Raw genomic sequence first — 14,365 nt, 5'->3', positions numbered from 1 at the left:
CGGGTCAGACCTCCCCCGCGGCCCGGCGTGTCGGGCGTCTCGCGCGCGCGTGTCAGGATGCCGCCCATGAGCGTCGACGCCGTGGGCGGGGAGGAGTCCGTGGCGGCCTCCCGCTCCTGGTGGGACGCCGACGCGCCCGCCTACCAGGCCGAGCACGGCGCGTTCCTCGGCGACGCCGACTTCGTCTGGTGCCCGGAGCGCCTGCGGGAGGCGGACGCGCAGCTGCTGGGTCCGGTCCGGGGCCGGCGCGTCCTCGAGGTCGGCTGCGGCGCGGCGTCCTGCGCGCGCTGGCTGACCGACCGCGGGGCCCACGCGGTCGGCCTGGACCTCTCGGCGGGGATGCTGCGCCAGGCGCGGGCGGCCTCGGCCCGCTCGGGCGTGTCGGTGCCCCTGGTCCAGGCGGACGCCTCGCACCTGCCCTTTCCCGACGGCGGGTCCGCCAGGGGGTCCGACGGCGGGGGGTTCGATGGCGGGTTCGACATCGCCTGCTCGGCCTTCGGCGCCGTGCCCTTCGTGGCCGACACCGCCGCCCTGATGCGCGAGGTCGCCCGGGTGCTCCGGCCGGGCGGGCGGTGGGTCTTCGCGGTGAACCACCCGCTGCGCTGGATCTTCCCCGACGATCCGGGCGAGGACGGCCTCACGGTCGCCCACTCCTACTTCGACCGCACCGGCTACGCCGAGTTCGACGACGACGGCCGGGCCAGCTACGTCGAGCACCACCGCACCGTCGGCGACCGGGTCGCCGAGATCGTCGACGCCGGGTTCGTGCTCGAGGGGATCGTCGAACCGGAGTGGCCGGCCGGCCTCACGGAGGTCTGGGGCCAGTGGTCCCCGCTGCGCGGCGCCCTCTTCCCCGGCACCGCGATCTTCCGTTGCCGGCTGCCGGGCTGATGGCCCGCCCCCGGCACGCCGCACCGCCTGCCCCGGAGACCCCGGCCCAGGTCCTCGCGGAGCTCCTCGCGGTCCAGCGCGGACGCTTCGCGGCCCTCGACCCCCGCCTGCCCGAGGCCGCCGCGCCGCCGCCCGGGGACATCGTGGTCGTCGGGACGCCGCCGCACCGGGTCGCCGGGGTCATCACCCACCACAGCTGGCCCGCCGGCAGCGGCCCGCTGCTGTGGTCGGCGGCGCAGGTCTCCGAGCTGCACCCGGTCGTCGGGGCGGCCGGGCACGCCCCGCTGCACGCGCTGGTCGAGGCGTGGCGGGGCCGGATGCTGCCCGCCGTGCTCCGCGAGCCGGACTCCGCGGCCACCGTGACCTGGCCCAGCCGCGACGTCGTCGCCACGCGGGTCTTCCTCGACCACGGCCTCGTCCCCCTCGCGGTCCTCGCCGTGCGCCCGCCCGGGGCGGTGGCGTCACCGCCACCGGATGCGGGCCTCGAGATCCGCCGCGCGGACGACGGCGACGTCGACGCGTGCGTGCGCCTGGCGCTGGAGGAGCTGGCCTACTCCAGCCAGGTCGGCGGCTCGGTGGTCCGCGCCGATGCCGAGGCGGTGAAGCGGACCGTCATCCGCGACCGGCTCGGGCGCGGTGAGCCGACCTGGATCGCCCTCCGCCGCGGCCGGGCGGTGGGGATGATGGAGTGCGGCCGGGCCGAGTCCACCCCGGGGACGTGGCTGGCGGGCCTGCTGCCCGAGGGCGCCTGGGGCTACGTCAACTGTGCGTCGGTAACCGCGGCCGAACGCGGGAGCGGCGTCGGGCACCAGCTGCTCGCGGCGGCCCTGCCCGAGCTCGACGCCGCGACCTCGGACGTCCCTCCGCGGGGCACGTACCTCTACTACAACCCGCCCAACCCGCTGTCGTCGGTCTTCTGGCCCCGGGCCGGCTACCGTCCGTTGTGGACGCTGTGGGAGGTTCGTCCCGCCGGGGGCCTGCGCGGGCTGTGACCCATCACCCGAACGGCGTCACCCGGGCGGTGCAGGCCTCGTTGGCCACGGCATGGACGAGCTCGCGAGGAAGGCCGCGGCGGTGGACCCGGCGATGGCGCCCGGCGCGCCGGACGCGGTGCGGTTCGGCTGCCGGTGCTCGGTGCTGTTCAACACCGACGGCGCGTTCGTCGACCCGCTCTGCCCGCTGCACGGTCCGCAGACCTGACCCTCACCGGCGCGGACGCAGGTTCCCGACGTCGGGTCCGTCCGGCAGGTCCTCCGGCCGGTGGTCGGCGTAGGGGCTGGTCGCGAGGTCGGCGTAGACGCGTGCGAAGGCGTCGAAGAGCTCCCGGGGCAGCCCGGCGCCGGCCTGCGTGTCGGCGATCGCGGTCATCTCGTCGACGAACCGCCACGCCTTGGTGGCTGCGACGGCGGCCGGGCGCACCCCCGCGGCGGGGAAGTCCAGCCGCAGGTCCTCGACGACCGCGTCCACGACGCCGTGGTGCCCGGCGGTCAGCAGCGCCTGGGCCAGCAGCCCGGTGAAGCCCTTGCGCACCGAGGCGGTGCACATCTTCGCGGCGCTCGCGGCGCCCGGCTCCGCGCCCAGGGCGACCCACCCGACCCCGGGCACGGTGAGCGCGGCGACCTCGTCGGCGCGGGCGCCGGACAGGAACACCCGGGTCGCCTGCTCCGCGTCCGGGGCGGGCGGCGGGCCGGAGATCGCCGCGTCGACCAGGTCGGTGGGCAGGTCGTCCGCGATGGCGGCGACCGTCCCCGGCGACACCGCGTTCGCCTCCACCACCAGGGGGCGGGCACCGGTGCGGCCGCAGGCGGTCCCGATCTCCCGCGCCGCCTCCCCCGCGCGGCCGGGCGGCACGACGCTGACGAGCACCTCGGCCCCTGCGACGACCGCGTCGAGCGACCCGGCGTCGTCCAGCCCGGCGTCGGCCAGGCGGCGCGCCGTCGCGGCCGAGCGCCCGGTCGCGGTCGTCAGGACCTCGTGGCCCCCCGCCCGCAGACAGCGGGCGAGGGCGACGCCCATGGCTCCGGGCGCGTGGACGCCGAGTGTGGTCACACGCCCACGGTGGACCGGGCGGGCTCGAAGCGCATGCCTTCCTCGATGCTGCCGCGGCGCAGGGTGACCGCGTCGATCGCGTAGTTCATCGCGAGGGTCCACGGCTTGCGGTCGCCGCCCCGGGGCAGTTCGTGGATCGAGCGCTGCACGTAGCCCGCGTCGAAGTCGAGCAGCGGCCGCTCCTCGACGGCGGGATCGCGCTCCGGCACGGCGACGGCCTTCCCGTGCTGGTCCATCCACCGCAGCAGGCGGCAGAAGTACTCGGCGACGAGGTCGACCTTGAGCGTCCACGAGGCGTTCGTGTAGCCGATCATGAAGACCAGGTTCGGCACGCCGGAGAGCATCATGCCCTTGTAGGCCATCGTCTCGGGCAGCGTCACCGGCTCGTCGTCGACGGTCAGGTTCGCGCCGCCGAACATCTGCAGGTTCAGCCCGGTCGCCGTCACGACGATGTCGGCCTCGAGCTCCTGCCCGGAGCGCAGCCGGATCCCGGTCTCGGTGAAGGTCTCGATGTGGTCGGTGACGATGTCGGCGTCGCCGCGCTTGATGGCCTTGAACAGGTCGCCGTTCGGGACCATGCACATGCGCTGGTCCCACGGGTCGTACGGCGGGTTGAAGTGGGTGTCGACGTCGTAGCCCTCGGGCAGCTGCGCGGCGACCTGCTTGCGGAGCACGCCGCGCATGAAGCCCGGGAAGCGCTGCGAGACCTGGTACAGCGCGATCAGCTGCGCGATGTTCTTGGCCCGCACGATCGGGTCGGCGACGCGAGCGGGCAGCCACCTCGACAGCGTCTCGGCGACCGGATCGGTGCGGCCGATGGCGAGCACGTAGCTGGGCGTGCGCTGCAGCTGGGTGACGTGCGCGGCGCGCCCCTCCCCCTGGCTCATGGCGGGGACGAGCGTGACCGCGGTGGCGCCGGACCCGATCACGACCACCCGCTTGCCGGCGTAGTCGAGCCCCGGGTCCCAGTGCTGCGGATGCACGACGGTGCCGCCGAAGCGCTCCAGGCCCGGCAGGTCGGGGGTGTAGCCCTGGTCGTAGCGGTAGTAGCCGGAGCACCACAGCAGGAAGGAGCAGGTCAGCTGCTCCTCGCCGTCCGGGGTGCTCACCGAGAGGGTCCAGCGCTGCTCCGTGCTCGACCACGCGGCGGCGGTGACGCGGCGGCCGTAGCGGATGTGCCGGTCGACCCCGTACTCCCGCGCGGTGTCGCGCACGTACTGCAGGATCGACGGGCCGTCGGCCAGCGCGACCGAGTCCGGCCACGGGCGGAAGCGGAACCCGAGGGTGTGCATGTCGGAGTCCGAGCGGACCCCCGGGTAGCGGAAGAGGTTCCAGGTCCCGCCGAGGTCGTCGCGCGCCTCCAGGACCGCGTAGGACCGCTGCGGGTGCTCGGTCTGCAGGTGGCACGCGGTGCCGACCCCGGACAGACCCGCGCCGACGACGACGACATCCAGGTGCTCGGGGGTGCCCCCGCCCGCGGTACTCATACGTACCATCCTACCGCTCGGTACCGCCGCGTACCAGTCCTCGACGGCGTGCCTAGTGCGCCGCCTGGTCCCACGACCGCCCGAACCCGACCGACACCTCGAGCGGCACGTCCAGGTCGAACGCCGCCCCCATCTCGCGGCGCACCAGTTCGGTGACCTGCTCGCGCTCGCCGGGTGCGACCTCGAGCACCAGCTCGTCGTGCACCTGGAGGAGCATCCGGCTGCGCAGCCCCTCCTCGCGCAACGCCGCGTGCACCCCCAGCATGGCGACCTTGACGACGTCGGCGGCGCTGCCCTGGATCGGCGCGTTCAGCGCCATCCGCTCGGCCATCTCGCGGCGCTGGCGGTTGTCGCTGGTGAGGTCGGGCAGGTAGCGCCGCCGGCCGAGGATGGACGACGTGTACCCGTCCTTGCGCGCGCGGTCGACGACCTGGAACAGGTAGTCGCGCACCCCGCCGAACCGGGCGAAGTAGTCCTCCATCAGCTCCTTGGCCTCGTCGGTCGAGGTCCGCAGCTGGGCGGAGAGCCCGTAGGCCGACAGCCCGTAGGCCAGGCCGTAGTTCATCGCCTTGATCTTCGCCCGCTGGGCGGGCGTGACCGCGTCCTCGGCGACCCCGAACACCTTGGCCGCGGTGACCGAGTGGAAGTCCTCGCCGGACTTGAACGACTCGATCAGCTCGGCGTCGACCGACAGGTGCGCCATGATCCGCATCTCGATCTGCGAGTAGTCCGCGGTCATCAGCTCCGCGTACGCGCCGTCGGCGGAGTCGGCGCCGACGACGAACGTGTCGCGGATGCGCCGGCCGGCCTCGGTGCGGACGGGGATGTTCTGCAGGTTCGGCTCGGTGGACGACAGCCGGCCGGTGCGGGCGATCGTCTGGTTGAACGTGGTGTGGATGCGCCCGTCGTCGGAGGTCGAGTCGAGCAGGCCCTTCACCGTGACCCGCAGCCGCGTCGCGTCGCGGTGCTCCAGCAGGTGCTCCAGGAACGGGTGCGGGTGGGACTCGTTCAGGGTCTGCAGCGCGTCGGCGTCGGTGGTGTAGCCGGTCTTGGTCCGCTTGGTCTTCGGCATCTCCAGCTCGTCGAACAGCACCACCTGCAGCTGCTTCGGCGAACCGAGGTTGATCTCCTTGCCGATCACGTCGTACGCCGACTGCGCCGCGGCCTGCACCCGGCCCCCGAACTGCGACTCCAGGTCCTGCAGCGCCGAGACGTCCACGGCCACGCCCGCGGCCTCGAGGTCGGCCAGCACCCCCAGCAGCGGCAGCTCCAGGTCGGTGAGCAGCGCGGTGCCGCCCAGCTCCTCGAGGTCGGTGTCGAGCTTGTCCGCCAGGTCGGCCACCGCCCGCGCGCGCAGCATCTCGGTCTGCGCGAGGGTCGCGTCGGCCTCCTCCTCGCCGCCGTCGAGGGTCAGCTGGTCGCCCGTCGACTCGGGCTCCTCGACCCGCAGCTCCCGGCGCAGGTACCGCAGCGCGAGGTCGGCCAGGTCGAAGCTGCGCTCACCGGGCCGCGCCAGGTAGGCCGCGAGCGCGGTGTCGCTGGTGACCCCCTCCAGGCGCCAGCCCCGTTCGCGGACCGCGTGCAGCGGGCCCTTGATCTCGTGCCCGGCCTTCGGCACCTCGGGGTCGGCCAGCCAGCCGGCCAGCGCCGTCTCGTCCTCCGGGGTGACGGCGCGGACGTCGACGTAGGTGGTCTCCCCGTCGGCCGCGGCGATCGCCACGCCCTCCAGGTCGCCCGTCCCGTGCGACCAGGTGCCCTTGAAGCCCAGGCCCGCCCGATGGCCGTCGCGGGCGTGCGCGTCGAGCCACGCTCCGACGGCGCCCGGTTCCAGCGCCGCCCCGCGCACCTCGAAGCCCTCGTCGGCCTCCGGCTGCGCGGACTGCAGCGTCGAGAAGAGGCGCTCGCGCAGCACCCGGAACTCCAGCTCGTCGAACAGCCGGTGCACCGCGTCGCGGTCCCACGCCTGCGCCTCGAGCCCGGCCGGGGCGACCTCGAGCTCGACGTCGCGCACCAGCTCGGTCAGCTGCCGGTTCAGCACGACCGACGACAGGTGCTCGCGCAGCGCGTCACCGGCCTTGCCGCGCACCTCGTCGACCCGCTCCACGAGCGCGTCGAGGCTGCCGAACTCCCGCACCCACTTCTGGGCGGTCTTCTCCCCCACGCCCGGGATGCTCGGCAGGTTGTCGCTCGGGTCGCCCCGCAGGGCCGCGAAGTCCGGGTACTGCTCCGGCGTGAGCGTGTACCGCTCGAGGACCGCCTCCGGGGTGTAGCGCGCGAGATCGGACACGCCCTTGCGCGGGTAGAGCACCGTGACCTGCTCGCTCACCAGCTGGAACGCATCCCGGTCGCCGGTGCAGATGGCCACCTGCATCCCCTCGGCGACCGCCTGCGTGGTGAGCGTGGCGATCACGTCGTCCGCCTCGTAGCCCTCGCGCGTGATCACCGGGATGTGCAGCGTCGCGAGGATGTCCTTGATCAGGTCGACCTGGCCGCGGAACTCGTCGGGCGTCGCGCTGCGGTTGGCCTTGTAGGCCGCGAACGTCTCGGAGCGGAAGCTCTGCCGCGACACGTCGAAGGCCACCCCGACGTGCGTGGGCGCCTCGTCGCGCAGCAGGTTGATCAGCATCGAGGTGAAGCCGTAGACCGCGTTGGTCTTCTGCCCCGACGTCGTCGTGAAGTTCTCCACCGGCAGCGCGAAGAACGCGCGGTAGGCCAGCGAGTGGCCGTCGAGCAGCAGCAGCCGCGCGCCCCCGGCCTCGTCCCCCGGCGTCGTCGCGGGCTTGCTCGCAGTCCTCGTCCCAGCCACGTCGCCGAGTCTGCCAGGGGGGTCCGACAGCCTCCTCCGTCGCTCCTAGCATGCTGCCCGTGGCACAGACCCCCGAGCAGCAGGCCGTCCCCGAGATCGAGGTCGCGTACCCCGACGAGCAGCTCGCCGTGAAGCTCGGCATCGAGATCACCGAGTGGGACCCGGCGCGCGTGGTGGGCACGATGCCCGTGGCGGGGAACCGGCAGCCGTTCGGGCTGCTGCACGGCGGGGCCAGCGCGGTGCTCGCGGAGACGATCGGGTCCACCGCGGCGTACGTGAACCGCGTCGGCGACCGCCGTCCCGTCGGGCTGGAGCTCTCCTGCACCCATCACCGCTCGGCGCTCTCCGGGCACGTCACCGCGGTGTGCACGCCGGCGTCGGTCGGGAGGACCGTCGGCACGTTCGAGATCGTGATCAGCGACGACGAGGGCCGGCGGGTCTGCACCGCGAAGCTCACCTGCGTCTACCGGGACGCCACGCCGTCGGCGTGAGCCCGTCCCCGGAACCGACGAACGGGCCGTCCATCACGATCTTCCGTGACGAACGACCCGCTCGTGCGGTCCCGGTCCCTACGAGACGCCCAGGTACGCGTCCTGGATCGTCGGGTCCGCGAGCAGCTCGGAGCCCGGGCCGGAGCGGGTGACCTCCCCGGTCTCGAGGACGTAGGCCTGGTGGGCGAGCCCGAGCGCCTGCGTGGCGTTCTGCTCCACCAGCAGGATCGTCACGCCCTCCTTGTTGATCTCCTCGATGACCCGGAAGATCTGCTGGATGAACTGCGGGGCGAGACCCATCGAGGGTTCGTCCAGCAGCAGCAGCCGCGGCCGGGCCATCAGCGCCCGCCCGATGGCGAGCATCTGCTGCTCGCCGCCGGAGAGGGTGCCGCCGACCTGGTTCCGTCGCTCGGCCAGGCGCGGGAAGTAGGTGAAGGCCCGCTCCTGGTCGTCGGCGAACTCCTTCGAGCGCCGGTCCGAGCGGACGAACCCGCCCATGTCCAGGTTCTCCAGCACCGTCATGCCGGGGAAGATCCCCCGGCCCTCGGGCACCTGGCAGATCCCCCGCCGCACCCGCAGGTCGGCCCGGACCTTCGTCAGGTCGGCCCCGTCGTAGGTCATCGACCCCGACTGCAGGCCGAGCAGTCCGGAGATGGTCTTCATCGTCGTCGTCTTGCCGGCGCCGTTGGCCCCGATCAGCGAGACGATCTGCCCCTCCTCGACCGACAGGGTGATCCCGCGCAGCGCCTGGATCCGCCCGTAGGCGACGTTCACGTCGTGCAGCTCGAGCAGGCTCACCCGTCCACCGCCGTCCCGAGGTAGGCGGACACGACCGCCGGGTCGCGGCGGACCACGTCCGGCTCGCCGTCCGCGATCTTGCGGCCGAAGTCCAGGACGACGAGCCGGTCGGTCACCCCCAGCACCACCCGCATGTCGTGCTCGACCAGGACCACGGTGTACCCGTCGTCCCGGATCTTCAGGATCAGCTCGGACAGGGCGTCCTTCTCCACCGCGGAGAACCCGGCCGCGGGCTCGTCGAGGCAGAGCAGCTTCGGCTCCGTCGCGAGCGCGCGGGCGATCTCGAGCCGTCGCTGGTCGCCGTAGGGCAGCGACGTCGCCTTGTCCGCGGCCCGGTCGGCGATCCCGACGAACTCCAGCAGCGCCATCGCCTTGTCGACGGCCTCCCGCTCCTCCCGACGGTGCCGCGGCAGGCGCAGCAGCGCCCCCGGCACCGACGTGCGGTGCCGCGCGTCCGTGCCGACGACCACGTTCTCCAGCGCGGTCATCGCCCCGAACAGGCGGATGTTCTGGAACGTCCGGGCCACGCCCGCCTGGATGATCTTGTAGCGCTTCATCCGGGCGAGCGACTGCCCCTCGAGGCGGATGTCGCCCCGGGTGGGCCGGTAGACGCCGGTGACGATGTTGAAGCAGGTCGTCTTGCCGGCGCCGTTCGGGCCGATCAGGCCGAGGATCTCCCCGCGCCGCACGTCGAAGGAGACCTCGTCGAGCGCGGTGAGACCGCCGAACTGGACCGTCAGGCCGTCGACGGCCAGCAGGGTCTCCCCGGCCGACACCGCGATCTCCCGGTCGGGTGCGACCTTCTCGGCGACGCTCGCCTCGTGCTCGGCGCGCTCCGCGGCGTCCATGTGCTCGACCGCCTCGAGCAGGCCCTCGTCGGGCACGGGAGCACTCACTCGCCACCTCCCTGCGGACGCGACCCGGACCGGTCGTCGGGAACGGCCTCGGCGGGCTCACCCGCCGCTCTGGACGAGGGTGTCAACGACGTCGGTGCCACACCCGTCCCTGCTCCGAACAGTTTCTGGTACGCCTGCCTGCCGTAGGCGAGCAGGTGCTGGCGCATCCCCAGGATGCCCTGCGGCCGGAAGATCATCAGGATGATCAGCGCCAGGCCGAAGACCAGGAAGCGGTACTCCGGCTCGAACTGGAAGCGGTCCGGGATGTAGGACACCAGGAACGCGCCGACGATGACGCCGACCTTGTTGCCCTGCCCGCCGAGGACGACCGCGGCGAGGTAGAGGATCGAGGTCGTCACGTCGAAGCGCTGGTTGTTGACGAACCCGACCTGGGCGGCGAACAGCGTGCCGGACAGCCCGCCCACCGCCGCGCCGATGGCGAAGGCCCAGATCTTGAACTTGTAGGTCGGGACCCCGGTGAGCTCCGCGGCGTCCTCGTCCTCGCGGACGGCGATCCAGGCGCGGCCCACGCGGGACCGCTCCAGGTTGCCCATGAGGAACAGGACGATGATGACGATCGTGACCGCGAGCCAGTAGAAGCCCTGGGCGTCGTTCTGGGTGAAGATCGGCGAGCCGTCGGGGTAGGTCCCGCCGGGCCGCGCGATGTCCTGGAAGCCCCGGTTGCCGCGCAGCGGGTCGATGTTGTCGGCCAGCAGGCGAACGATCTCGCCGAAGCCCAGCGTGACGATCGCCAGGTAGTCCCCGCGCAACCGCAGGGTCGGCGTCCCGAGGATGACGCCGGAGATCATCGTGATCACCATGGCGATCGGCACGATCACCAGCCACGGGAAGCGCACACCGAGCTCGGAGTCCGGCGAGGACAGCACCGCGGCGGAGTAGGCCCCGATGGCGAAGAAGCCGACGTAGCCGAGGTCGAGCAGGCCGGCCTGGCCGATCACGACGTTCAGGCCGATCGCGATCAGCGCGAACACCGCCGCGTTGAACAGCGCGATCGGGAACGACGTCGCCGGCTCGGTGGTGAGGATCGGCGGGTTGAGCACCGGCAGCAGGTAGATCAGCGCGGCGACCGGCACGAGCAGGCCCCACTGCTGGGGCCGGCTGCGGGCGTTCCACCAGCGGGACAACTCGCCGAACCGGCCGGACTTCCCCGTTCCCGACGACGGGGCCGGGCGGGATTCCGTCGTCGTCATACCCTCGCCTTCCCCAGCGACTCGCCCAGGATCCCGGTCGGCCGGAACATCAGGACGCCCACGAGCAGCACGAACGCGACCACGTCGCGCCAGTCGCCGCCGAACAGGGACTGCCCGTAGTTCTCCGCGATGCCGAGGATCAGGCCGCCGAGCAGGGCACCGCGCAGGTTGCCGATGCCGCCGAGGACGGCTGCGGCGAACGCCTTGATGCCGAGCAGGAAGCCGCCGTTGAAGACCGCGCCCTGCGGGATCGTCATGAGGTAGAACAGCGCCGCCGCGCCGGCGAGCAGGCCGCCGAGCAGGAACGTGATCATGATGACGCGCTCGCGGTTGACCCCCATGAGCGTGGCGGTGGCGGGATCCTGGGCGACGGCGCGGACGCCGCGGCCGAGGCGCGTGCGGTTGACGAACGTGTCGGCGACGACGAACAGCGCCAGCGCCGCGACGATGATGATCAGCTGCAGGTTGGTGACCGGCGCGCCGAAGATGCGGAACACCGGCTCGGGCGGGAGCAGCCGGATGGTGCCCTCGGGGTTGGAGCCGCGGGTGATCCGGAAGATCTGCTGGATGACGAACGACGCGCCGATCGCGGTGATGAGGAACGCGAGGCGCGGTGCGTTGCGCTTGCGCAGCGGCCGGTAGGCCACGCGTTCGAGGATCACCGCCGCGATCCCGGCGAGGATCATGCCGACGGCGCCCGCGAGGACGAGGTTGGCGATGATGCCGGCGAGCGGGACGTTCGGGGTCTGGCCGGGCTGGAAACCGAGCGCGAGGAACGTGAAGTACACGCCGAACACACCGATCACGAAGATCTCGGAGTGGGCGAAGTTGATGAGCTGGAGGACCCCGTAGACGAGGGTGTAGCCGAGGGCGACCAGGGCGTAGATGCTCCCGTAGGAGAGCCCGTTGATGGTATTGGCCCAGAAACGGTCGAGGAACAACCCGACGTCGAAGTTGATCCACGGCCCGGAGCCCTGGGCGACCAGGTCCGTGACTGCGGTGAGGGTGTGGATGACGCTCTCCGGGAGGGGTGAAGGGAGCGGACGTACGACGGCCGCGCCCGGGCTCGTGACCCGGACGCGGCCGTCGACGTGGTGATCAGCCGGTGATCGGCGAATCCGTGACGATCTTGTCGCCGTCGACCCGGTAGACGTACACCGGGGTGTCGGTCAGCTCGCCGTTGGGCTGCCACTGGAAGCGCTTCGTCAGGCCCTGGCCGTTGTAGGACCTGACGAAGTTGAGCAGCGCGGGACGGTCCGCGGCGCCCTTGTCGATGCCCTGCAGCAGGATCGTCGCGGCGTCGTACGCCTCGGCGGAGTAGGTCTGCGGCGGGGTGTTGTAGGCCTGCTGGTAGGCCTGCGTGAAGGCGGTGAAGCCCTCCTGCGGGACGCACGGGCAGGTGAGGAACGAGCCGTTGGCCGAGCCGGCCGCGTTCACCACGAACTGCTCGTCCTTGACGCCGTCCGGCGCGACGAACGGCGTCTGCACGCCGGCGTCACGCAGCTGCTGGATCAGCGGCGAGGCCTCGGTGTAGTAGCCGGCGTAGAAGATCGCCTGCGGGTTGGCCTGCTGCACCTGGCCGACCGTCGCGGAGAACTCCTTCTGGTTGGTCTTGACGTCGCCCTGGCACGCGGCGACCTGCGGGCCGAGCGCCTGGGTGACCGCCTGGGCCAGCCCGATGCCGTAGTCCGAGTCGTCCTTGATGACGCAGATCGACTGCGGGGTGAACTTCTGCTGCATCCACTTGGCGGCGGCCGGGCCCTGCACCGCGTCGTTGCCCAGACCGCGGAAGAAGTTCGTCCACCCGTTGGCGGTCAGCCCCGGGTTCGTGGCCGACGGCGTGATGTTGACCAGGCCCGCGGCGTTGAGCGCCGGGCCGACGGCCTTCGACTCGCCGGAGAACGGCAGGCCGACGATCCCGAGGACGGCCGGGTTGTTGAGCACGGCCTGCGTCGGGCCGACCGCGGTGTCGGGCGTGCCGCCCGAGTCCGCCTTGACCAGGGTGACCTGGCAGTTCGGGTTGGCCTGGTTGTGCTGGTTGACCGCCAGCTCGGTGGCGTTGGCGATCGCCTGCCCGAGGGCCGCGTTCTGGCCGGCGAGGGTGCCGACGTAGGCGATCGAGGTGCCGGGGGCGCACCGGCCCTGCCCGTCACCGGCGGGCAGGACGGCGTTGTTCGGCTGGGCGGGGGCGGGGGCCGCGCTGGTCTGCGCCGGACCGCTCCCGCTCTGGTTGGCGCAGCCGGAGAGCACCAGGGCCGCTGCCGCGACCAGGGCGCCTGCGGCGGCGAGCCGACGTCGGACCACTGAACGAACCTCCATGGATGATGTGCTCGCAGAGCGACCGTTGAAGTTCCAAACTCCGCCGGTCGGGTGGGAAACATAGACCCAAATCACCGCGAGGAACAGCGGGCGTCCAGCTGGTGTCGAAGCCGTGACGCGAGGTGTGGCGCGACGGGTGGGCCACGCGGCGGAGCCGCTCAGGGTTGGGTACGCTCAGGGATCCATCGGCCGCCGACCAGCCGATACACCGTTACGGAGTCGGAGCCGACGTCGCCGAACCGGTCGAACGAGATGTTCCCGGTGACGCCGTCCGCGTCCCAGGACTGGACCGCCTGGTCGACGGCGGGTCGTTGATCGGTCGACCACTCTCCGCCACCGCGACCAGTGACCACCGAGCCGACGGCGCCGAGCACGACGTTCGCGGCGTCGTAGCTGAAGGCGCCGTACTCGCCGAAGTCCTCGCGGTACCCGGCCTGCCGGTAGGCCTGCACGAACGCCCGGGCGCCGGGCAGCGTCTCCGGCGGTGCGCCCACCGAGGTGCCGAGGTCGCCCTCGCGGCCCCCGGCGGCGGCGTAGCCCGGGTTCACCATGCCGTCCCCGCCCATCACCGGCCCCGCCTCCCCGGCGAGCGCCTCGGAGAGCGGTCCGCCCGCGGGGTACTCGCCGCCGTAGAACACCGCCTGCGGGCGGGCGGCGCGGACGGCGGCCACCGCGGCGTCCCGCGCCGCGGCCGGGGCGGCGGCCGGGAGGGTCTGACGCAGGACGACCTGCCCGCCCCGGGTCTGGAACTGCTTGACGAACTCGGTCGCGATGCCCTCGCCGTAGGTGTTGCCGTCGCTGACCACCGCGACCCGGGTCCGGCCGGTGGCCGCCAGGTGGTTCGCCGCGAGCGGGCCCTGCACGGCGTCCGTCGCCACCACGCGGAAGTACGTCTGGTACTGGCGCAGCGGCGCGGTCACCGGGTTCGCCCCGCGCGTCAGCGAGATGTTCGTGTTGCCCGGGGACACCTGCACCACGCCGGCGTCGCCGAGGACCGGCTGCACGGCCTGGGCGGTCGAGGAGTTGTACGTGCCGACGACCCCGATCAGGTCCGGGTTCGCCACCAGGGCCCGGGCGGCTTCTACGCCCGTCGCCGGATCGGCGCGGTCGTCGCGGGCGTCGAGGACGAGCCGGTAGCCCGGGACCGCGCACTGGTCGTTGGCCTCACGCACCGCGAGATCGGCACCGTTGCGCATGCCGGCGCCGACGCTCGCCAGCTCGCCCGAGAGCGGTGCGACGAGCCCGAGCGTCAACGTCCCCTGGTCGGTGTCGCAGGCCCCGGGCGAGGATCCGGCCGCGCCGCACGCGGTGAGGGTGAACGCCGCTGCCACCGCCACTGCTGCCAGAGCAGCGCTGCGCCTCATGGCCGGACACCGTAGGTCACGATCAGGTGACGCCAGTGTTCGGGTCCGGCCGT

The 14,365-nt window shown here is 72.7% G+C and carries 13 protein-coding genes; 4 read left to right on the top strand and 9 right to left on the bottom strand.

Annotation, left to right across the window (positions count from 1 at the left end; translation table 11 throughout):
• Window positions 1-66 precede the first annotated feature (66 nt).
• The 3 genes from WCD74_RS16635 to WCD74_RS16625 are packed head-to-tail and all read left to right on the top strand — an operon-like array spanning window position 67 to window position 2,091.
• Window positions 67-891: a class I SAM-dependent methyltransferase gene (locus WCD74_RS16635; RefSeq protein ID WP_337695972.1), complete on the top strand. Its 825-nt coding sequence runs from the start codon at window positions 67-69 to the stop codon at window positions 889-891.
• Window positions 891-1,883, top strand: a complete 993-nt coding sequence (locus WCD74_RS16630) for a GNAT family N-acetyltransferase (RefSeq protein ID WP_337695971.1) — start codon at window positions 891-893, stop codon at window positions 1,881-1,883. The genes WCD74_RS16635 and WCD74_RS16630 overlap by 1 nt, the downstream gene beginning before the upstream one ends.
• Window positions 1,884-1,935: 52 nt before the next feature.
• The gene (locus WCD74_RS16625; protein WP_337695970.1) at window positions 1,936-2,091 is read left to right on the top strand and encodes a hypothetical protein; all 156 of its coding nucleotides are present in this window, start codon (window positions 1,936-1,938) and stop codon (window positions 2,089-2,091) included.
• A gap of 3 nt (window positions 2,092-2,094) precedes the next feature.
• Here the strand turns inward: WCD74_RS16625 and WCD74_RS16620 are convergent, their stop codons facing one another.
• Genes WCD74_RS16620 through polA form a run of 3 tightly spaced genes read right to left on the bottom strand, consistent with a single transcriptional unit; the run spans window position 2,095 to window position 7,233 of the window.
• Complete coding sequence (locus WCD74_RS16620) at window positions 2,095-2,940, bottom strand: NAD(P)-dependent oxidoreductase (protein WP_337695969.1); 846 nt, start codon at window positions 2,938-2,940, stop codon at window positions 2,095-2,097.
• Complete coding sequence (locus tag WCD74_RS16615) at window positions 2,937-4,427, bottom strand: flavin-containing monooxygenase (protein ID WP_337695968.1); 1,491 nt, start codon at window positions 4,425-4,427, stop codon at window positions 2,937-2,939. Before WCD74_RS16615 ends, WCD74_RS16620 begins: the two co-directional genes overlap by 4 nt.
• A gap of 52 nt (window positions 4,428-4,479) precedes the next feature.
• Window positions 4,480-7,233, bottom strand: a complete 2,754-nt coding sequence (gene polA / locus WCD74_RS16610) for a DNA polymerase I (protein ID WP_373696089.1) — start codon at window positions 7,231-7,233, stop codon at window positions 4,480-4,482.
• A gap of 50 nt (window positions 7,234-7,283) precedes the next feature.
• On the opposite strand from polA, the gene WCD74_RS16605 reads away from it, so the two are divergent.
• Window positions 7,284-7,724, top strand: coding sequence for a PaaI family thioesterase (locus WCD74_RS16605; RefSeq protein ID WP_373696088.1), 441 nt, complete (start codon window positions 7,284-7,286; stop codon window positions 7,722-7,724).
• Window positions 7,725-7,802: 78 nt separating this feature from the next.
• Here WCD74_RS16605 and WCD74_RS16600 read toward each other — a convergent pair whose 3' ends face one another.
• The 6 genes from WCD74_RS16600 to WCD74_RS16575 all read right to left on the bottom strand — a co-directional run bounded on the left by WCD74_RS16600 (window position 7,803) and on the right by WCD74_RS16575 (window position 14,312).
• On the bottom strand, window positions 7,803-8,522 hold the full coding sequence (locus tag WCD74_RS16600; protein WP_444876344.1) for an ABC transporter ATP-binding protein: 720 nt from the start codon (window positions 8,520-8,522) through the stop codon (window positions 7,803-7,805).
• Complete coding sequence (locus WCD74_RS16595; RefSeq protein WP_337696014.1) at window positions 8,519-9,370, bottom strand: ABC transporter ATP-binding protein; 852 nt, start codon at window positions 9,368-9,370, stop codon at window positions 8,519-8,521. The genes WCD74_RS16600 and WCD74_RS16595 overlap by 4 nt, the downstream gene beginning before the upstream one ends.
• 44 nt (window positions 9,371-9,414) lie before the next feature.
• On the bottom strand, window positions 9,415-10,629 hold the full coding sequence (locus tag WCD74_RS16590; RefSeq protein ID WP_337695966.1) for a branched-chain amino acid ABC transporter permease: 1,215 nt from the start codon (window positions 10,627-10,629) through the stop codon (window positions 9,415-9,417).
• Window positions 10,626-11,570: a branched-chain amino acid ABC transporter permease gene (locus WCD74_RS16585; protein WP_337695965.1), complete on the bottom strand. Its 945-nt coding sequence runs from the start codon at window positions 11,568-11,570 to the stop codon at window positions 10,626-10,628. Before WCD74_RS16585 ends, WCD74_RS16590 begins: the two co-directional genes overlap by 4 nt.
• Before the next feature lie 157 nt (window positions 11,571-11,727).
• Entirely contained in the window at window positions 11,728-12,948 is a 1,221-nt protein-coding gene (locus tag WCD74_RS16580; RefSeq protein WP_337695964.1) for a branched-chain amino acid ABC transporter substrate-binding protein, read from the bottom strand.
• A gap of 158 nt (window positions 12,949-13,106) precedes the next feature.
• Window positions 13,107-14,312, bottom strand: a complete 1,206-nt coding sequence (locus WCD74_RS16575; protein WP_337695963.1) for a branched-chain amino acid ABC transporter substrate-binding protein — start codon at window positions 14,310-14,312, stop codon at window positions 13,107-13,109.
• Between the last annotated feature and the right edge of the window lie 53 nt (window positions 14,313-14,365).

It is taken from the genome of Actinomycetospora aurantiaca, from assembly GCF_037401875.1.
Lineage (GTDB): Bacteria > Actinomycetota > Actinomycetes > Mycobacteriales > Pseudonocardiaceae > Actinomycetospora > Actinomycetospora aurantiaca.
The sequence above is the reverse complement of the archived record's forward strand: the minus strand, read 5'-3'. Positions and strand labels throughout refer to the sequence as shown.

Coding starts and splice junctions, on each gene's coding strand:
- WCD74_RS16635 (WP_337695972.1), top strand. CDS start 67: ATGAGCGTCGACGCCGTGGGCGGGGAGGAGTCCGTGGCGGCCTCCCGC.
- WCD74_RS16630 (WP_337695971.1), top strand. CDS start 891: ATGGCCCGCCCCCGGCACGCCGCACCGCCTGCCCCGGAGACCCCGGCC.
- WCD74_RS16625 (WP_337695970.1), top strand. CDS start 1,936: ATGGACGAGCTCGCGAGGAAGGCCGCGGCGGTGGACCCGGCGATGGCG.
- WCD74_RS16615 (WP_337695968.1), bottom strand. CDS start 4,427: ATGAGTACCGCGGGCGGGGGCACCCCCGAGCACCTGGATGTCGTCGTC.
- WCD74_RS16605 (WP_373696088.1), top strand. CDS start 7,284: ATGCTGCCCGTGGCACAGACCCCCGAGCAGCAGGCCGTCCCCGAGATC.
- WCD74_RS16595 (WP_337696014.1), bottom strand. CDS start 9,370: ATGGACGCCGCGGAGCGCGCCGAGCACGAGGCGAGCGTCGCCGAGAAG.
- WCD74_RS16590 (WP_337695966.1), bottom strand. CDS start 10,629: ATGACGACGACGGAATCCCGCCCGGCCCCGTCGTCGGGAACGGGGAAG.
- WCD74_RS16580 (WP_337695964.1), bottom strand. CDS start 12,948: ATGGAGGTTCGTTCAGTGGTCCGACGTCGGCTCGCCGCCGCAGGCGCC.
- WCD74_RS16575 (WP_337695963.1), bottom strand. CDS start 14,312: ATGAGGCGCAGCGCTGCTCTGGCAGCAGTGGCGGTGGCAGCGGCGTTC.